The sequence below is a fragment of the Mesorhizobium sp. M0276 genome (assembly GCF_040321755.1).
Taxonomy (GTDB): Bacteria; Pseudomonadota; Alphaproteobacteria; order Rhizobiales; family Rhizobiaceae; genus Mesorhizobium.
On the sequence record NZ_JAMYSC010000017.1, the window covers coordinates 1 to 17,365 of the forward strand.

The following is a 17,365-nucleotide window of genomic DNA, read 5'->3' on the forward strand; positions in this document are numbered from 1 at the left end:
CGCGCTGAAGCCGGGCATGGACATCGTCATCGCTTATGACGTGAACAATGGCGAGAATGTCGTCACCGATATGCAGTTACCGGACAGCGACACGAACTAGGGAATTGGTGCCCTAAAGCCACTCCAGGCTCTTGCCTTCGAGCTTGAGCAAACGATCGTGCCGTATTTCCAGGTTCGCCGCCTCGTCCTCTGCCACATCGAGCACGAAGCGAAACAAGGCGCGCATGACGCCGCCATGGGTAACGCAGATCGTCTGGCGTTCGATCGCGTCGAAATATGGCCTCACGCGTTCGAGCAGCATCTGGTAACTCTCCGCGCCGTCGCCGGGTGGCCGAAAGTTCCATTTGTCCAGAGCGCGCGTCCTGCCCGCTCCGGGATATCGCGCCTCGAGCTCGGGGAAGGTAAATCCCTGCCAATCACCGAAATTGACTTCGACGAGGCGTGGATCCGTTCGATAGGCGCCTGGATCAAGCTCCATCGCGACGCGGATGCGCTGCATCGTTTCGCGCGTCCGTTTCATGGGGCTGGCGACGAAATCGAAATCTTCGGGATTTTGGACCAGTTCGGCTAGCCGACGACCGTTTCGGGTCGCCTGCTCGCGGCCAAGAGCATTGAGATCGGTGTCGGCCTGCCCCTGAAGCCGGAATTCGGCGTTCCACGCGGTTTGGCCGTGGCGCACGATATAAACCAGCGGGTACATCAAGTCTTCCGGTGCGGGATCGGGACGGATGACGGTTGGTGGGTTAGTCCTTGACCGTCGAGATATCAGGCGCATCGACCGCCTTCATGCCGACGACGTGGTAGCCCGAATCGACGTGATGCACTTCACCGGTGACGCCGCGTGACAGATCGGACAGGAAATAAACGCCGGAATCGCCGACTTCCTCCTGCGTCACCGTTTGCTTCAGCGGCGAATTATACTCGTTCCACTTCAGAATGTAGCGGAAATCGCCGATGCCGGAAGCGGCAAGCGTCTTGATCGGGCCAGCCGAGATGGCGTTGACGCGGATCTTCTTTGCGCCGAGGTCGACGGCCAGGTAGCGCACGCTGGCCTCGAGCGCCGCCTTGGCGACACCCATGACGTTGTAATGCGGCATCACTTTTTCGGCGCCGTAGTAGGTCAGGGTCAGCAGCGAGCCGCCATTGGTCATCAGCGCCTCGGCGCGCTTGGCAATGGTGGTGAAGGAATAGACCGAAATGTCCATGGTGCGCAGGAAATTATCGCGAGTCGTTTCGACATAACGGCCGGTCAGTTCGTCCTTGTCGGAGAAGGCAATGGCGTGGACGAGGAAATCAAGCTTGCCCCAGTGTCTGGCGACATTGGCGAAAACCTCGTCCAGGCTCGCCGGATCGGTGACGTCGCAATGGCCGGCGACAAAGGCACCCAGTTCCGCCGCCAGCGGCTCGACACGCTTCTTGAATGCCTCGCCCTGATAGGTCAGCGCGATCTCGGCGCCGTGATCGACACAGGCCTTGGCGATGCCATAGGCGATCGACCTGTTGTTGGCGACGCCAAGAATAAGGCCGCGCTTGCCGGCCATTAGGCCCTGTCCACCCGCCATGTGAGCGCTCTCCGCAAGATTTCTGCTTTGTGGAGTGCCCTATCGCACAGGCACAGAGCCCCTTCAAGCGCTCAAACTGGACAGTTCGGGGGACAAGAGCCGCCGATCAGCCTTTTTGACTGCGCAACAGCGCTTCGAGTGCGCTATCGCCGCCCTCCGGCAGCATGATCCGGACATGGGCGTAGAGATCGCCGTGGCCGCCGGCCTTTTCCGGCAGGCCCCTGCCCTTCAGCCGCAGGACCTTGTCGGAGCTCGACCAGGCGGGGATGTTGACCGCGAGCCGGCCGGTCGGCGTATCGACGGGAACCTTGGCGCCGAGCACGGCATCCGCCAGCGTCACCGGCAGATCGGCGTGCAGGTCGCGGCCCTCGATGCGGTAGCGCGGATGCCGGCGAAGATGGATCTTGACCAGCGCGTCGCCCGGCAGGCCTGGCCCTTGCTCGCCCTGCCCCTTCAGCCGGATGGTCTGGCCGTCCTCGACATAGGCCGGCAATTTGACGGCCACCTTGCGGCCGTCGGGGAACATCGCCGTCACTTTTTCGGCGGTCGCCGCCTCCTCGATGGTAACGTCGAGCGTCACGTTCAGATCGGCAGCGGTCGCGGGCTGGCGGCGATCTCCCATCCCGGCGCCACGCACGCCAGAAAAAGCATCGCCGAAAATCTGGCTGAAGATGTCGCTGTTGCCGTCGAACGGATCGCCGCCCGGGCGGCCGGAGCGGAATTCGAATCGCGAACCGCCAGGCCCTTGCTGCCGGCGAAATCCGCCGAAGGGATCGCCACCACCGGCAGCGCCCTCGAAGCCCTGGAATCGCGGCTTGCCGTCGGCGTCGATCTCGCCGCGATCGAAAGCGACACGATTCTTCTCGTCGCCGACGATCTCGTAGGCCTGGTTGGCCGCGGCAAATCGGTCCTTTGCCTTGGGATCATTCGGATTCTGATCCGGATGATACTTCTTGGCGAGTTTCCGATACGCCGATTTTATGTCCTTGGCCGATGCGTTCTTGGCAACGCCCAGCACCTCATAGGGGTCGCGCATGCTTACTGCCCTGGAGAAGAGTTGAGTCTCTGGTTGCTCCCTATATGCGCTCGCATAGGAAGAAATTCCAGTGCTCGAACAGCATATCAAAAACGGAAGATCATAGCTTGATCCGAAAGTCGGCGGTTGAAGATTGGCGAGGGATTTTTTTGTCGATCCGGAAGGAACCGATCGCAGCCGATATCGCGATATCGGTAAGGTTGGCGACGCGCCGGGCGGCGAGAAGGACTCGCCGAGCCGATCCAATCGACTTTCAGAGCACGCTCAGAGCGCCCTGAAGTCCTGCATGCGCCAGCCGCCGGCGCCGGCCAGGCACAGTTCGCCTTCGAACATGGCGACGCCATCAAAGCTTTCGCGTGAGACCTTGAAACGGCGGCATGTCTGGCCCTTGTCCTTCAATTCCGCCAGTCCGGTGATGGAACCGCGTGACCCGGTGCCGGCATTGGCCCACGGCACTGCCTGTCCGCCGAGCTGTTCGATGTCGGCCGAGGACACCGCGTTGCCGATCGTCGTCTGGTCGGGATCGCGATCCAAATTGGCAGGCACGGCCGAGACAGATGTGCTGTTGGTCAGGATGGAGCGGTCGACTTCGGCCTTTTCCAGGCTGAAGCCACCGGCGCCGCAGGCGGCAAGCGGCAACGCGACTGCCACGATCGCGACTTTCGTGCTGGCCGAAGCGATAACGCCCCATTGCCTGCTGTCAAAAGCTCGCGCAATACGCGACAATCGGCAACCTCCCCCTGGCTTCGTGATAATTTGGGCTACGTGACAAATTGAGAAAAACTATGAGTGACACGGAGTTAACAAGCGGTGACTTTACCGAGGCTGCGGAGCCCTTTCGCCTCTTTGCCGCATGGCTTGAGGACGCCACGAAGAGCGAAATGAACGATCCCAACGGCGTGGCGCTGGCGACCGTCGATGCCGACGGCATGCCGAATGTGCGCATGGTTCTGCTCAAGGGGTTCGATGAGAGCGGGTTTGTCTTCTATACGAATTTCGAGAGCGCCAAGGGCCAGGAAATTCTTGGCAGCATGAAGGCGGCGATGTGCTTCCATTGGAAATCGCTGCGCCGGCAGGTGCGTATTCGCGGACCGGTGGAGATCGTCAGCGACGCCGAGGCCGACGCCTATTACGCAACGCGGCCGCGCGGCAGCCGCATCGGCGCCTGGGCCTCGAAACAGTCGCGACCGCTGGAAAGCCGTTTCGCCCTGGAGAAGGCGGTGGCCGAATACACGGCGCGCCACGCAATCGGCGAGATCCCTAGGCCAAAGCACTGGTCGGGCTTTCGCATTGTCCCTCAGACGATCGAATTCTGGCACGACAGGCCATTCCGGCTACACGACCGTGTTGTCTTCAGCCGTGACGCGAAAGGCGGCTGGGGCAAGACGAGGCTTTACCCCTGAAAGAGCGGCTCAGGCCTTCTTCCTGGTCATGAATGCCGTCAGCGCGGCGCGCGCCTCATCCGATTTCAGCCGCTCGCGAAAATGCTCGCTTTCCTCGCCGATGCGGGCGACGAGATCGTCGCGCGAGCCGCGCATCAGGTCGCGCGCGATCTTCAGCGCCTGCGGTGGCTTGGCCGCGATCTGGCCGGCCGCCGCCAGCACCGCGGCTTCAAGTGCTGCTTCCTCGACCACCTCGTAGATCAAGCCGGCGACCTTCGCCCGTTCGGCCGAAAGGGCCTCGCCGAGGCCGAGTAGCGCAAACGCGCCTTGCTGTCCCAGGATTCGCGGCACCAAAAGGCTGGATCCCGCCTCGGGCACCAGACCAAGGTCAACGAAAGGCGTCCTGAACACGGTGCGCGGTGTGGCGAAAGTCAGATCGCAATGCAGGTTGAGCGTCGTGCCGATGCCGACCGCGATGCCGTCGACGCCGGAGACGATGGGCTTCTCGACCCTGGCCAGCGCCATCAGGAAGTCCCAGACCTCGGTGCCGCCATCGCCGCCGGTGGCGACGACCATGAAATCGGCGAGATCGTTGCCGGAGGAGAAGGCGCCGGGCACGCCCAGGAACACATGGACGCGGACCGCAGGATCGGCGTCGCCTTTGGCCAGGGTTTTTGACATTTTCGCATACATGGCGCGCGTCAGCGCGTTCTTCTTGTCCGGCCGGTTCATGCGGATGATCTGGATGGCGCCCTGGCGCTCGACGAGGATGTGGTCTGTCACGGTCTATTCCTTGTGAACGTCAGGCAGAAACGAGCGTCTTGCCGGCGGCGGCAAGGCTCTCGGCGCCTTCGACAACGCGATCCTTCAAGGCACCGACCTCGCCGATCAGGTTTTCGGCGAAGAAGCGGCAAAGTGCGATGCGGCTCTGATCGGCAAGAGCGCCCTGCGCCAGATAGGCGCCGCCAGCGGCAAGCGAGATCAGCCTGAGATAGGGCGTAGCTCCTGCCAGCGCCTCGTCCGGTCGGCCATCGGCCGCCAGTTTTTGCAGAAAGTGCGTCGCTTGCGTCAGATCGGCAAGTGCTGCGTCGAGAGCATCGGCGGTGCGGCCAAAACCCTGCAGGTTCGAGGTTCGCACCGCTCCTGCCACCGCAGCCAGTTCGGCGATGAAGCCATGCACATGGTCGCCACCGCCGAGCGGCAGCTTGCGCATCACCAGATCGATCGCCTGGATGCCGTTGGTGCCCTCATAGATCGGTGCGATGCGAGCATCGCGGTAGAGGGCGGCCGCGCCCGTTTCCTCGATGAAGCCCATGCCGCCATGCACCTGGACGCCGAGCGAGGCAACTTCGACACCAACGTCGGTCGAGAAAGCCTTGGCCAGCGGCGTCAGCAGGTTGGCGCGGTCGCGCCAATGCGCCGCCTCGTCGCCGTCCGAGATGCGTGCCAGGTCGATGGCGTAGGCACAGGAATAGCTGATCGCCCGTGCGACCTGCGTCAGCGCCTTCATGGTCAAGAGATTGCGCTGCACGTCGGGGTGATGGACAATCGGCGCCATGCCGGCACCGACGTAGCTTGCTGCCTTGCCCTGGCGGCGGTCGTTGGCATAGGCAACCGCCTTCTGCGTTGCGGCCTCGGCGACCGCGACGCCCTGCATGCCGACGCACAGCCGCGCATTGTTCATCATCGTGAACATGCAGGCGAGGCCCTTGTTCTCCTCGCCGATCAGCCATCCGATCGCGCCCGGCTTCGCGCCCTGGAAGCCGTCACCATAGATCATTGTGCAGGTCGGCGAGGCATGGATGCCGAGCTTGTGCTCGAGGCCGGAACAGAAGACGTCGTTGCGGGCACCAAGCGAGCCATCGTCGCCGACTAGGAATTTCGGCACCAGGAACAGCGAGATGCCGCGCGTGCCGGCCGGCGCATCGGGCAGCCGCGCCAGCACCAGGTGGATGATGTTGTCGGTGAAATCGTGCTCGCCATAGGTGATGAAGATTTTTTGGCCGAAGATTCGGTAGCTGCCGTCACCGGCCGGCTCGGCGCGGGCGCGCAAGGCGGCGAGGTCCGAGCCGGCCTGCGGCTCGGTCAGGTTCATCGTGCCCATCCATTCGCCCGACACGAGCTTTGCGAGGTATTTTGCCTTGAGGTCTTCGGAGGCGTGTCTGTCGAGCGCTTCGACCGCACCCATGGTCAGCGTCGGGCCGATGCCAAAGGCCATGGCGGCCGAGTTCCACATTTCGAGCGCGGCGACGCCAAGCATTGTCGGCAGAGCCTGGCCGCCATAGGCTTCAGGCCCGGACAGCGCATTCCAGCCGCCATCGATCCAGCGGCGATAGAGTTCCTTCCAGCCAGGCGGCGTGGTGACGGCGGCGTCCTTCAGCACGGCACCTTGTTCGTCGCCGATCTTGTAGAGCGGTGCCACCTCCTCGGTGGCGAAGCGGCCAGCCTCGGCAAGGACGGCATCGACCAGATCCTCGCCGAGATCGCCGAAGGTGCCGGCCTCAAGGGCGGATTTCATGCCTGCCACGTGCTTCAGGGTGAACGCGATATCCTCGACCGGTGCCCGATACATGCCGCTCGATCCTCCTGATGCATCAGCCACGCCGACCCTAAAGCCAGCGCCGCTGCAAAACCATCCGCCTTTGGGCGGGCTCCCTTCTTCTTTTTACGTAAACGTCAAATTTTGTCACGCGGATTTTGCAGTCACGGCAATGCGTATTAAATTCATTCGAAGCCGGATCAAATCGACCGGCGATAGATCAAAAACCACGCACCGGAATTATCCCGTGCTTGCCAGACCCGACGCCTATCGCTGCATCGAATGCGGCCTGCCCTACCGCGCGGCAGGGTTCCGGTATTATCAAGGCAGGCTGGAAAACGGCGCCGCTTATTGGTCGGATCGCGGCATATTGTGCTCGCCGCAGTGTTCGCTGGCGCACCACCGCAAACGCGCGGCCGAAGGCACGCTGCAGCAAGAGCCGGCGCCGGATCCGTTTGAATTCCAGCCATTCAGCCGGCGCTGAACGCGGCGCTTGATATGTACGGTCAAAACCCGTACATATAGTGCTAGAGGTGATCGTGATGCCAAACCAACAGACCCGTACCACCCGTCTCGAAGCTCGGATCTCACCGGATATGCTGAGTGTGGTGAAACGTGCCGCCGAAATCCAGGGCCGCAGCGTCAGCGACTTCGTGGTCTCCGCAGCGCAGGAAGCTGCACAACGCACCATTGAGGAGACTGCTATCATCCGCCTGTCCATTGAGGACCAGCGCGCTCTGGTAGAAGCCATTCTCAATCCACCCGAACCCAATGAAGCGCTGCGCAAAGCTGCCGACGCCTACAAGCGACTTGTCGTCGAATCCCGGTGAGTCTAGATCTGATCATCGAGCCGCTGGGCGGATCGTATGATCGTAAGGCATTCAGTTGTGGCGTGCTGGCACTCGACCACTATCTACGCGAGCAGGCGAGCCAGGACGTCAAACGCCGAGTCAGCAACTGCTTTGTCGCCGCAGATCGTGATGTCGATCTCATTGCCGGATATTACACTCTTGCAGCGTCAAGCGTGCCCATAGCTTCGCTGCCACAAGACCTGACAAAACGCCTGCCGCGTTATCCAGTTCTGCCCGCCATATTGATCGGAAGGTTGGCAGTCGATACCCGATATCAGGGACAACGAGTTGGATCGATACTGATCGTGGATGCGCTCCTGCGCTGCGCCCAAGGTGCTCCTGCCTGCTTCGCGCTGATCGTCGACGCCAAGGACGACAAGGCCGCGGCTTTTTATCGCAAACATGGTTTCACGCCATTTCACGACCGCCCGTTGTCGATGTTCCTCTCGGTAGCGACGGCGTTGAAGCTGTTCGACTGACGCACCGCATTGCCTTGAAAGCACTTCCTTAACCATAGCGGTCCAGGATTTGAATTCGGTCAACGGGGATCCCCTGTTTGAAAAGGACGGCGCACCTCCTTCGCCGCACAGCGCTCCTCGCTTTCGCGGCGACGATGGCGCTGTCGATGGCGGCAAGGGCTTCGGATTTTTCCGAGCCCTGGAAGAACGCCGATCGCGCCCTAGTCGTCGACGCCTACGAGTATAATTCCATCGACTGGGCCCAGCTCGCCACCGACAAGCGGGTGGTCGGGTTCATCAACAAGGCGTCCGACGGTATGCCGCCGCCCTATTACTGTTTGGGTGATGACACCGAGGTGAAGCTCTGCAAGGCATTGTGGAAACGCCACGCAGTGACGCGCGAACTCTTCCAGACCCGCCGGGTTGTCGCCAAGGCACTCGGCCTGAAATGGGGCGCCTACCATCTCGCCCGCCCCGGCAATCCGGTCGAGCAGGCCAACAGCTTCCTCGATTTCGCCGAGCCCGCACCGGACGATCTCATGGCCCTCGACATCGAGGGCAACGATCCTTCACAATGGATGTCACTGGACGATGCCGAGGAGTTCGTCCGCCAGGTGCATCGGCGCGTCGGCCGCTTCCCGGTCATCTACACCAACGGCAAGACAGCCCAGTACATTGCCGACAACAGCTACAGATACCGGCTCCTGTCGCGGTTGCCACTCTGGTATGCCCGCTACATCAACGACATCGACGTGCATTTTCCGATGGGCAACTGGCAGGGCTACGCACTGTGGCAGTTTTCGGCGCGAGCCAATTGCGGCAGGTTCCGCTGCCCTTACAGGGTCGCCGGTACACCCAAGGACATCGACGTCAATGTCGCGCCGACGGATGCCGCCACGCTGCGCGCGCAATGGCCGTTCGGTGGGCTCATCGACGTGCCGCCCGACTATCTCGCCTCGATACCACTTCCCGTCTCACGCGAAGCCGGCCTTGCCGGCAATGTCACCATCACCTACGCCTCGGTGGCGGCGCCGCCGACCTTCGAGGACATGGTTGTGGCGTTGGGCACGCGCTGGACGAAATTTCGCGACGGTTTCCGCATGCCTGTCGTGAAGACGGTGCCGCGACGGCCCGACTTCGGCATTGTCCAATATGTCGCCTGGAAGCGGACGGAACAGCGTTTTCCGGCGCAACTCGACGCCGCCTTTGCCGCCGCCGATCCACTCAGCACCGCTTCGACCGAGATCGATCGCGGCCAGCGGTAGACTGCCGTCTCTCCAAAGAGACCTTCAGTTTGACTGCTCGCGCGCAACGGCCTGCCAGCCAATGTCGCGGCGGCAGAAGCCATCCGGCCAGTCGATGCGGTCGAGCGCGGCGTAGGCTCGTCTCTGCGCCTCGCCGACGGTGCTTCCCGTCGCCGTGACATTGAGGACGCGGCCGCCATTGGCGACCAGCGCGCCGCCATTGATGGCGGTACCGGCGTGGAAGATCTCGACACCGTCGCCCGCCGCGTCTTCGACGCCGCGGATGACCGACCCCTTTTCCGGCGTGCCCGGATAGCCCCGGGCCGCCATCACCACGGTAAGTGCGGCCTCGTCGCGCCAACGCACCGAAGTATGGGCAAGCTGCCCGTCGGTTGCCGCGTTGAGCAGAACCAGCAGATCGTCCTTCAGCCGCATCATCAGCACCTGGCATTCCGGATCGCCGAACCGGGTGTTGTATTCGATCAGCTTCGGCCCCTTATCTGATATCATCAGCCCGGCGAACAGTACGCCGGCGAAGGGCGCACCCAGTTCGGCCATGCCGCGCATGGTCGGCTCGACGATCTCGCGCATGGTGCGTTCGACCATCTGCGGCGTCATCACCGGAGCTGGCGAGTAGGCGCCCATGCCACCGGTGTTGGGACCGGTGTCGCCATCGCCAACGCGCTTGTGATCCTGCGCGGTGCCGAAGGGCAGCGCGGTGTTACCGTCGCAGAGGCAGAAGAAGCTTGCCTCTTCGCCGGTCATGAACTCCTCGACCACCACCTCCGCGCCGGCGGCACCAAAGGAACCGTCGAAACAGGCATCGAGTGCGGCCCGCGCCTCATCCAGCGTCATGGCGACCGTGACGCCCTTGCCGGCGGCGAGCCCATCGGCCTTGATGACGATCGGCGCGCCCATCTTCTCGACATAGGCCTTGGCGGTCGCGAGATCGCCGAAGCGGCCATAGGCAGCGGTCGGGATGTTGTATTGGGCACAGAGATCCTTGGTAAAACCCTTCGAACCTTCCAGCTGCGCGGCCGCCTTGGATGGGCCGAAGACACGAATGGCTTGCGCGCGCAAATAATCGGCAATGCCGGCGACCAGCGGCCCTTCCGGGCCGACGACGACGAGGTCGATTTTTTTCTCCTTGCAGAAGACGGTTACAGCCGCATGGTCGGCTATATCCAGCTTCACCAATTCGGCCTCGCCGCCGATACCCGGATTGCCGGGAGCGGCGTAGAGCCTGGTCAGTAGCGGTGACGCGGCGATCTTCCAGGCGAGCGCATGTTCGCGGCCACCGGAGCCGAGAAGAAGAACGTTCATGGCCACCTCTTGATGCCGATCTCTTTGAGCACCCGCTATTGCTCTCTGGACGACGGGTCAAGGCATCAGGGTGCTTTGATCGGAATTTGCGCACGGGAACGGTACCACATGCCGAACTTCGGCGGCGGTATCCGCCGAACAAGTTCCGGCGCTGCTCAGCCCTCGTAGACGATCGGGAACCAGTCCTCGCGCAATTTCTGCCCCGGCCGCATGCCATGGCCATGATAGGGCGGCGAGGTGCGACCCGGCCGTTCGACGTAGCGCGCATCGTCACCGACCCAGCGCAGCGACAGCGCCCGACGTCGCGCCGCCGTCAGATTGCCGCGCGCGCCATGCGCGGTCCTGAAGTCGAACAGGATGGCGTCGCCCGGCTCCATTTCCCATTCGAGCACCTTCAACGACGGATCCTTGTCGGGATCGGGCACCGGCAGGTAGTCACCCTCGCCGGCATAAAAATTGCTGTCGTCGAGCCAGCGCACCGGCAGGATCATCTTGTCCCATTTGTGCGAACCGGCGATCAGCCGCAGCGTCGCCTCCTTCACCGGATCGATGGGAATCCAGAAGCTTACCGTCTGCTGGCCATCGACAAAGTAGTAAGGAATGTCCTGATGCCAGGGCGTCGGCTTCTGCGTGCCGGGTTCCTTGACCAGCACATGGTCGTGGAAGAACTGCGCGGTGCGCGACTGCATGACCGCCGCCGCCAATTCGGCGGCGGGCGATTCCCGCACGACGCTGACGAATTCGGGAATGCGCTCCCAGTTGCAATAGTCGTCGAAGAAACTGCCGCGACCGTTGGCGATATCAGACGCGGCGGCGCTGCGGTTCTGCATGTTGCGCTCGATGCCGGCGGCAATCGTGTCAACCCAGCCCTTGAAGGCGCCGCGGATGCAGACCGCTCCGTCACGCTGATAGTCGGCGGTTACCTTTGCATCGATTGTCTGGGTATCGATTGCGGAAGCCATGGTGTTCTCCTCTTGGAATGAACCGACTATCGCAACCAGCCTTCATTCAGTAAAATAATAACTTTCCATCCGACACATAGACTGTACCTATGAATGTGACCCTCACCCATTTGCGCTACCTTGTCGCCGTGGCGCGTCACGGCAGCGTCACGGGCGCGGCAAAGATGCTGAACGTCTCGCAGCCGTCGATTTCGGTGGCCATCGACGCGGTCGAGAAGAATTTCGGCCAGAAGCTGTTCGTCCGCCAGCGCGGAAGCGGCGTGTCACCGACATCGTTCGGTCGCGCCGTCGTGGCCAAGGCAAGACAGGTTCTCACCGAGACGGACGAACTCATCGGCCTGGGTTCAGGCAAATCGGCTGTCAGCGGAGAACTGGTGTTGGGATGCTTCGAGGACCTGGCGCCGTTCTTCGCGCCGGCCCTGCTCCGCGCCTTCTCCGAACGTCATCCGGACGTCAAGGTGGTCGTTCGCGACGAGACGTTCGAGACGCTGGGACGACGGCTCGGCGATGCGGCCATCGATCTCGGCCTCACCTATGACCTCAGCCTGCCGACACATTTCGCTCGCATCCTGCTGGGCGAACTTCGTCCGCATGCGCTGTTGCCGGCAGGCCATGCCCTGGCGGATCGCCCATCGGTCAGCCTTGCGGATCTGGCCGCCTATCCGCTGATCACCACGGACCAGCCGCACAGCTGGCAGCACATGCTCGACCTGTTCCGCAGCCGCGGCCTTTCGCCGGTGGCCGACATGACGACGAGCTCGTTCGAACTGCAGCGCAGCATGGTGGCCAACGGCTTCGGCGTTGCGGTCAGCTATACCCGTCCGTACGGCGACCGCAGCTATGACGGGCTGCCGCTTGTCCGCAAGCCGCTGTCCGATCCGCTGCCGATGCAGCGGATCCTGCTCACCTATGACTCGCATCAGCGCGTGTCGAATGCGGCGCTGTCCTTCATCGACGTGGCGAAGGGGTGGTTCGCCAGCCGCGACATCTTTGCCTCGTGAAAGGCTGACGGACCCCGCTCCCGCGCTTGCCGCTTGACGGTTTCCGCCGCTGCTGCCACTCCATGGACATGGAACCTATCCAGTCGAAAGCGGCCCAGGGCCGTGTCGCCGATGCGCCGAACGGCCATTGGGTCTATCGCGTGCTGCCACGCTCGTTATGGCCCTATGCGCAACTTGCCCGGTGGGACAGGCCGATCGGCTGGCAGTTGCTGCTGTGGCCGTGCTGGTGGTCGGCGGCACTTGCGGCGAGCGCCTATCCGCGCCCCGGCGACCCGCTGCTGTCGCTGCTGCCGGCGCCTTGGTATCTCGTGCTGTTCCTGGCCGGCGCCATCGCCATGCGCGGCGCCGGCTGCACCTACAACGATCTCGTCGATCAGGACATCGACAACCAGGTCGAACGCACGCGCTCGCGGCCGCTGCCGTCGGGCAAGGCGACGCGCCGGCGGGCGTGGCTGTTTGTTGCCCTGCAGGCGCTGGTCGGCCTCGCGGTGCTCATACAGTTCAACAGCTTCGCCATCCTGCTCGGCATCTGCTCACTGGCGATCATCGCCATCTATCCATTCATGAAGCGGATAACCAATTGGCCGCAACTTGTGCTCGGCCTTGCCTTTTCCTGGGGCGCGCTTATGGGGTGGGCGGTCGAGTTCGGCGATCTCGATGGACCTGCAATCATGCTCTATATCGGCTCGATCCTGTGGGTGATCGGCTACGACACGATCTACGCGCATCAAGACAAGGAAGATGACGCCATTGTCGGCGTGCGCTCGACGGCACGCTTGTTCGGCGACAACACCAAATCGTGGCTGGCAGGACTCTATGGCGGCGCGCTGATCTGCTTTGCCATCGCCTTCGCGTCGGCGCAGGCTCCGGTGGTGGCGCTGGCTGGACTGATCGCCGCCGGTGCACATATGGCCCGGCAGATCGCGGTTCTGGATATCGACAATCCGGACCAATGCCTGCGGCTGTTCAGGTCGAACAACCAGGTCGGCTGGCTGATCTTCCTCGGCCTGATCGGCGGCGCTGTGTGGGTGGCGCTGAAGCCGCTGGTGTAGCGGCTCTTTCCCTTCTCCCCTTGTGGGACCCACAAGGGGAGAAGGACAAGCTCATGCTCACTCCCGCGAAATGATTTCCTGGCCGTCGATGACCAGCCTGAGACCGAGGGCGCCAGCCCTACGGCGAGCGAGGAAGCGCGGGCGACGCGTGTTGGAAACGCGGCCCTTGCGGCGATCCTGTGGCGGCAGCGTCTTGATAGCGGCGCCAAGCGATTCTTCCAGTGTACGGGCAACGCCGTCCGATTCGATCAGCAGCATCGGCAGACGGTAGGCGTCGGCCCAGGCACGCCAATCGGCGGCGACATCGTCGAGATCGTCGGCAACCAGCAGCGGCACCGACAGCATCGGATCGTTGTGCAGAAGTTCCAGGGTCACCGTGACATTGCCCTCCGGGTCCTCCATGGCGCGAGCGGCAACGCCGCGGAACGCATTGGCGGGCAGAACGATGATCGCGGGCAGGCCGCTCATCTCGAGCAGGCGGCGGATCACGGCGCCGCGTTGATCGATGGTGAAGGTCACGTCGCCGTAGTCGTCGCGGGTCGCGTAGCTCACCACTTGCGGCAGGCGAAATGGGTCGAGACGCATGTTGCGTCCCGCCCAGACTGGCTTCAGTCCGGTGTTCATAGATTGCCTTCCTGTCTGTCTCCTGAGAGCCGGTGTCCGGTTCTCTCCGGGCCGGTTTTTCCAGCCTCGTTTGTATGGAGACAGTAGCGCGGGCTCCTTACCGCCCCGCTTAAGAAAGTCGGTTAAATTTTGCTGATCTCAGGGATGGTTATCGGAATGCCACCAGCCACAAGATGTTGAAAGGATCAGATAACCTTACCGGGATTCATGATGCCGGCCGGGTCGAAGGCAGCCTTCACCCTGCGCATCAGATCGATCGCTATCGGTGGCGCGGTCGCGATCAGTTCGTCGCGCTTCAACTGGCCGATGCCGTGCTCGGCGGAGATCGAACCGTGCAGGCTGCGCACCACGTCGTGCACCGCCTTGTTCATGGGGTGATAGAGGGCAAGAAACGCCTCGTCGTCGCCGTCGACAGGCCGCGAGATGTTATAGTGGAGATTGCCGTCACCCATATGGCCGAAGCAGACGACGCGGGCCCCGGCGCTCACCGATGCCACCGCGGTGGCTGCTTCTTCGATGAAGTGCGGGATCGATGCGATAGGCACCGAAATGTCGTGCTTGATCGAAGCACCCTCCGGTTTCTGCGCCTCCGGCAACACCTCACGGAAATTCCAGAACGCATCCACCTGCCCGAGACTGGCCGCGATGACGGCGTCGCCGACGAATTTCTGTTCAAGGCCGGCCGAGAGCACCTCCTCGATCAAGGCTCTCGAATCTTCCGATGAACGGCCCGACGAAATCTGCATCAGCACATACCATGGCCAATCCTCGATCAGCGGCCGCGTCACGCCCTGGGCATGCGCGAGCGTGAAATCATATGGTCGCTTGCCGATCAGTTCGAAAGCGGTCAGTGCAGCACCCGCGCGGTCCATCGCCAGGCTGAACAGGGAAAGTGCGGCGTCGGGCGACGATAGGCCGACGAAGGCCACCTCGCGCCCCTTCGGCTTTGGAAACAGCTTGAGCACGACGGCGGTGATGACGCCGAGGGTGCCTTCGGCGCCGACGAACAGGTTCTTCAAATCGTAGCCGGTGTTGTCCTTCTTCAGCTTGCGTAGATCGTCGAACACCTCGCCGGTAGGCAGCACCACCTCGACACCGAGGCAGAGTTCGCGCGCATTGCCATAGGCAAGCACGCCGGTGCCGCCCGCATTGGACGACAGGTTACCGCCGATCTGGCAGGAGCCTTGCGCGGCCAGCGACAGCGGAAACAGCCGGTCGGCGGCATCGGCCGCCTCCTGCAGCGTCTGCAGGATGACGCCGGCCTCGACCGTCACCGTGTTGGACAGGACATCGATCTCGCGGATTCGGTTCAGCCGCGAAAGCGACAGGATGATCTCGCGGCCGGACCTGTCCGGCACCTGGGCGCCGACCAGCCCGGTGTTGCCGCTTTGCGGCACGACCGGCGTTGCTGTCTCGGTCGCCAGCCGCATGATCCGGCTGACCTCGTCGACGCTGCCCGGCCGCAGCACCAGCGATGTCACGCCGTGCCAGAGCCCGCGCCGCTCAATGAGGTAAGGCGCGATATCCTGCTCGTCACGCAGCGCATATTTGTCGCCGACGATCGCCGCGAAGCGATCCATGAGAGCGGGATCCAGTTTGGCTGAATTTTCGGTCATGCGGAAAACTATGTCGTGGGCAGCTAGATGTCACGAGGGGCGGCGGCACGCGAAAGCCGATCGTTGATCGCCTCGCCCAGGCCGTCGAACGGAACCGGCTCGACGGCGATGGTCTGCGCGCCGCTGCGGTCAAGCTCCTGCATAAAAGCGAACAGGTTGCTCGCCGCCTCGCGCAGGTCTCCGGCTTCGGATAAATTGAGGAAAGCAGCGGCGTTTCGCCAGCCTGCCGCCCGTTGGCCGCCGAAGCCGAGCAGGGCTTCGTGCGCACCGACCGTCCCGGCGTTGAGCCGCATCGCAGCGCCCGGCGCATAGTGTGAGCCAAGCATTCCTGGCGCCTCGATGTCGGTGGCACCGCCGCGCAACAGCTCCATGCCGACGGCCGCCTCGATCTCCTCGGCGGCGATGCCACCGGGCCTCAACAGCCGCAATGCTGCGCCCTCGACCTTGATAATGGTTGATTCCAGCCCAACCGGGGTCGCGCCGCCATCGACGACCAGCTTGATCCGCGCGCCGAGATCCGCCGCCACCGCCTGCGCGGTCGTTGCGCTGATCTTGCCGGATGAATTGGCGCTGGGCGCGGCAAGCGGGTGGCCGAGCCTGGCGATCAGGTCAGCGCCAAAACCCCTCGGCATGCGCAAGGCAATCGTATCGAGCCCGGCAGTGACCAGCGGATGGATGCCGTTGCCGGGCCGTTGCGGCAGCACCAGCGTCAGCGGACCGGGCCAGAATGTCAGCGCCAGTTTCTTCGACAGCGGATCGAACAGCGCGTGGCGTTCTGCCATCGCCATATCGCCGACATGGGCGATAAGCGGGTTGAAGCGCGGCCGTCCCTTGGCTTCGAAGATGCGCGCCACACCGATGCCGTTGGTGGCATCGCCGGCCAGCCCGTAGACGGTTTCCGTCGGGATGGCGACGACATCGCCACCCCTGAGCAGCGCCAGCGCCTGCTCCATGGCCTCGCCGACGGCAAGAATTTCAGCCACTCTCGTCACCTCACAGATGTGGGGTGCGTAGTACGATGGCGGCCGTTGGGCAAGTCGGGTGTTAGGGCAAGGGTTGTCGGACAAGGCATTGTCGGACAAGCTGGGCTTTGGCGATTTATCAATTCCTAAAATGCTATGCTTCCACGAAAGCCGGTATCAATTCCAGCCTGCTATTGTGCAGCCTCTGGGCAAAGGGGAGAGGTCATCGTGTCTGTGCGTATCCTGCTGGGTATATTTCTTGCGGTGGCAACCGGCGGGGCCCAGGCCTCGTCTCTCGTTTTCCCGGGCGCGTCATCCTCGACACCGTCGATCATCAAGCTGGGCGCACCTATGGCCAGTGATGCAAAGTCGGTGGTGGCGGTCGGTGATGCCCAGCCCGGCGTCACCGATGAAAAGGTGGCGGCGATCCCGGACAAGCCGGAGGCCAGGCATGGCTTCCAGCCAAGCCCGATGGTCATTCGCGGCGGCGTTGCCGGTCCTGCCTTCTCGGCTCCGGCGCCAACCGCAGAACCCGCCGCAGCTGCTGCGCCAGCCACAGGCACCGAGCCAGCGGCAGGCACTGTGCCGGCAACGGCCACCGCCTCCGCAGCCCCGTCGGGCAATGCCGAGAACCAATCCGCCATGCCGAACGCCCCGGCGCCGGCTCCCGGTCAGCGGATGCCTCCCAATGGCTATTCCAAATAGTCTCGGCTCAAGATCGCCTGGCATTGATGCGTGGCTTGACTGCCGTCT

General features: G+C 63.1%; 20 protein-coding genes. 9 read left to right on the forward strand and 11 right to left on the reverse strand.

The window, feature by feature from the left end; translation table 11 throughout:
* A partial coding sequence (locus tag NKJ01_RS15335) for a DUF1344 domain-containing protein (protein WP_352729252.1) occupies positions 1-100 on the forward strand: 100 nt, incomplete at its 5' end.
* Between the two features lie 12 nt (positions 101-112).
* On the opposite strand, the gene NKJ01_RS15340 is transcribed toward NKJ01_RS15335, so the two are convergent.
* The 4 genes from NKJ01_RS15340 to NKJ01_RS15355 form a co-directional block, all read right to left on the reverse strand.
* Entirely contained in the window at positions 113-700 is a 588-nt protein-coding gene (locus tag NKJ01_RS15340; protein WP_023759106.1) for a histidine phosphatase family protein, read from the reverse strand.
* A 43-nt stretch (positions 701-743) separates the two neighbouring features.
* Complete coding sequence (gene fabI, locus NKJ01_RS15345) at positions 744-1,562, reverse strand: enoyl-ACP reductase FabI (RefSeq protein ID WP_352600354.1); 819 nt, start codon at positions 1,560-1,562, stop codon at positions 744-746.
* Positions 1,563-1,668: 106 nt separating this feature from the next.
* Positions 1,669-2,598 carry a DnaJ C-terminal domain-containing protein gene (locus NKJ01_RS15350; protein ID WP_352729082.1) on the reverse strand — a complete coding sequence of 310 codons (930 nt, stop codon included), beginning with the start codon at positions 2,596-2,598 and terminating at the stop codon, positions 1,669-1,671.
* A 264-nt stretch (positions 2,599-2,862) separates the two neighbouring features.
* Positions 2,863-3,324 (reverse strand): RT0821/Lpp0805 family surface protein, encoded by a 462-nt coding sequence (locus NKJ01_RS15355; protein ID WP_352729084.1) that lies wholly within the window; start codon positions 3,322-3,324, stop codon positions 2,863-2,865.
* A 59-nt stretch (positions 3,325-3,383) separates the two neighbouring features.
* Here NKJ01_RS15355 and pdxH point away from each other — a divergent pair, with 59 nt between their 5' ends.
* Entirely contained in the window at positions 3,384-4,001 is a 618-nt protein-coding gene (gene pdxH, locus NKJ01_RS15360; RefSeq protein WP_023759101.1) for a pyridoxamine 5'-phosphate oxidase, read from the forward strand.
* Positions 4,002-4,010: 9 nt separating this feature from the next.
* Here pdxH and NKJ01_RS15365 read toward each other — a convergent pair whose 3' ends face one another.
* Both NKJ01_RS15365 and NKJ01_RS15370 read right to left on the reverse strand, forming a co-directional pair.
* Positions 4,011-4,763, reverse strand: a complete 753-nt coding sequence (locus NKJ01_RS15365; RefSeq protein ID WP_352729086.1) for a crotonase/enoyl-CoA hydratase family protein — start codon at positions 4,761-4,763, stop codon at positions 4,011-4,013.
* Positions 4,764-4,782: 19 nt separating this feature from the next.
* A complete protein-coding gene (locus NKJ01_RS15370) occupies positions 4,783-6,552 on the reverse strand; it encodes an acyl-CoA dehydrogenase family protein (RefSeq protein WP_352729088.1) in 1,770 nt (589 codons plus the stop codon).
* A gap of 214 nt (positions 6,553-6,766) precedes the next feature.
* On the opposite strand from NKJ01_RS15370, the gene NKJ01_RS15375 reads away from it, so the two are divergent.
* The 4 genes from NKJ01_RS15375 (at position 6,767) to NKJ01_RS15390 (ending at position 9,093) form a co-directional block, all read left to right on the forward strand.
* Positions 6,767-7,003, forward strand: a complete 237-nt coding sequence (locus tag NKJ01_RS15375; RefSeq protein ID WP_352729254.1) for a hypothetical protein — start codon at positions 6,767-6,769, stop codon at positions 7,001-7,003.
* 58 nt (positions 7,004-7,061) lie between these two features.
* A complete protein-coding gene (locus tag NKJ01_RS15380; protein WP_023759098.1) occupies positions 7,062-7,349 on the forward strand; it encodes a type II toxin-antitoxin system TacA family antitoxin in 288 nt (95 codons plus the stop codon).
* On the forward strand, positions 7,346-7,849 hold the full coding sequence (locus NKJ01_RS15385; protein WP_352729090.1) for a GNAT family N-acetyltransferase: 504 nt from the start codon (positions 7,346-7,348) through the stop codon (positions 7,847-7,849). Before NKJ01_RS15380 ends, NKJ01_RS15385 begins: the two co-directional genes overlap by 4 nt.
* 77 nt (positions 7,850-7,926) lie before the next feature.
* Positions 7,927-9,093: a glycoside hydrolase family 25 protein gene (locus NKJ01_RS15390; protein ID WP_023759096.1), complete on the forward strand. Its 1,167-nt coding sequence runs from the start codon at positions 7,927-7,929 to the stop codon at positions 9,091-9,093.
* 24 nt (positions 9,094-9,117) lie between these two features.
* On the opposite strand, the gene purD is transcribed toward NKJ01_RS15390, so the two are convergent.
* Together purD and NKJ01_RS15400 are read right to left on the reverse strand one after the other, a co-directional pair.
* Positions 9,118-10,395, reverse strand: a complete 1,278-nt coding sequence (purD, locus tag NKJ01_RS15395; RefSeq protein ID WP_023759095.1) for a phosphoribosylamine--glycine ligase — start codon at positions 10,393-10,395, stop codon at positions 9,118-9,120.
* 155 nt (positions 10,396-10,550) lie between these two features.
* On the reverse strand, positions 10,551-11,357 hold the full coding sequence (locus tag NKJ01_RS15400) for a phytanoyl-CoA dioxygenase family protein (RefSeq protein ID WP_352729092.1): 807 nt from the start codon (positions 11,355-11,357) through the stop codon (positions 10,551-10,553).
* Between the two features lie 89 nt (positions 11,358-11,446).
* On the opposite strand from NKJ01_RS15400, the gene NKJ01_RS15405 reads away from it, so the two are divergent.
* A complete protein-coding gene (locus NKJ01_RS15405; protein WP_352729094.1) occupies positions 11,447-12,358 on the forward strand; it encodes a LysR family transcriptional regulator in 912 nt (303 codons plus the stop codon).
* Positions 12,359-12,426: 68 nt separating this feature from the next.
* Positions 12,427-13,410 carry a 4-hydroxybenzoate octaprenyltransferase gene (gene ubiA, locus NKJ01_RS15410; RefSeq protein ID WP_352600751.1) on the forward strand — a complete coding sequence of 328 codons (984 nt, stop codon included), beginning with the start codon at positions 12,427-12,429 and terminating at the stop codon, positions 13,408-13,410.
* A 57-nt stretch (positions 13,411-13,467) separates the two neighbouring features.
* Here the strand turns inward: ubiA and NKJ01_RS15415 are convergent, their stop codons facing one another.
* From NKJ01_RS15415 to NKJ01_RS15425, 3 genes are all read right to left on the reverse strand, one after another.
* On the reverse strand, positions 13,468-14,034 hold the full coding sequence (locus NKJ01_RS15415) for a DUF6101 family protein (protein ID WP_352729096.1): 567 nt from the start codon (positions 14,032-14,034) through the stop codon (positions 13,468-13,470).
* 185 nt (positions 14,035-14,219) lie between these two features.
* Positions 14,220-15,650, reverse strand: a complete 1,431-nt coding sequence (locus tag NKJ01_RS15420) for an FAD-binding oxidoreductase (protein WP_352729098.1) — start codon at positions 15,648-15,650, stop codon at positions 14,220-14,222.
* A gap of 23 nt (positions 15,651-15,673) precedes the next feature.
* A complete protein-coding gene (locus tag NKJ01_RS15425) occupies positions 15,674-16,633 on the reverse strand; it encodes an L-threonylcarbamoyladenylate synthase (protein ID WP_352729100.1) in 960 nt (319 codons plus the stop codon).
* Between the two features lie 207 nt (positions 16,634-16,840).
* Between NKJ01_RS15425 and NKJ01_RS15430 the strand changes: the two genes are divergently transcribed.
* Positions 16,841-17,317 (forward strand): hypothetical protein, encoded by a 477-nt coding sequence (locus NKJ01_RS15430; protein WP_352729102.1) that lies wholly within the window; start codon positions 16,841-16,843, stop codon positions 17,315-17,317.
* The last annotated feature ends 48 nt before the right edge of the window (positions 17,318-17,365 follow it).

Bases quoted from the DNA above. Each gene is read 5' to 3' on its own strand.
- NKJ01_RS15400 (WP_352729092.1), bottom strand. From the start codon at position 11,357: ATGGCTTCCGCAATCGATACCCAGACAATCGATGCAAAGGTAACCGCC.
- NKJ01_RS15415 (WP_352729096.1), bottom strand. From the start codon at position 14,034: ATGAACACCGGACTGAAGCCAGTCTGGGCGGGACGCAACATGCGTCTC.
- ubiA (WP_352600751.1), top strand. From the start codon at position 12,427: ATGGAACCTATCCAGTCGAAAGCGGCCCAGGGCCGTGTCGCCGATGCG.
- fabI (WP_352600354.1), bottom strand. From the start codon at position 1,562: ATGGCGGGTGGACAGGGCCTAATGGCCGGCAAGCGCGGCCTTATTCTT.
- NKJ01_RS15420 (WP_352729098.1), bottom strand. From the start codon at position 15,650: ATGACCGAAAATTCAGCCAAACTGGATCCCGCTCTCATGGATCGCTTC.
- NKJ01_RS15380 (WP_023759098.1), top strand. From the start codon at position 7,062: ATGCCAAACCAACAGACCCGTACCACCCGTCTCGAAGCTCGGATCTCA.
- NKJ01_RS15350 (WP_352729082.1), bottom strand. From the start codon at position 2,598: ATGCGCGACCCCTATGAGGTGCTGGGCGTTGCCAAGAACGCATCGGCC.
- NKJ01_RS15370 (WP_352729088.1), bottom strand. From the start codon at position 6,552: ATGTATCGGGCACCGGTCGAGGATATCGCGTTCACCCTGAAGCACGTG.
- NKJ01_RS15405 (WP_352729094.1), top strand. From the start codon at position 11,447: ATGAATGTGACCCTCACCCATTTGCGCTACCTTGTCGCCGTGGCGCGT.
- NKJ01_RS15340 (WP_023759106.1), bottom strand. From the start codon at position 700: ATGTACCCGCTGGTTTATATCGTGCGCCACGGCCAAACCGCGTGGAAC.
- purD (WP_023759095.1), bottom strand. From the start codon at position 10,395: ATGAACGTTCTTCTTCTCGGCTCCGGTGGCCGCGAACATGCGCTCGCC.
- pdxH (WP_023759101.1), top strand. From the start codon at position 3,384: ATGAGTGACACGGAGTTAACAAGCGGTGACTTTACCGAGGCTGCGGAG.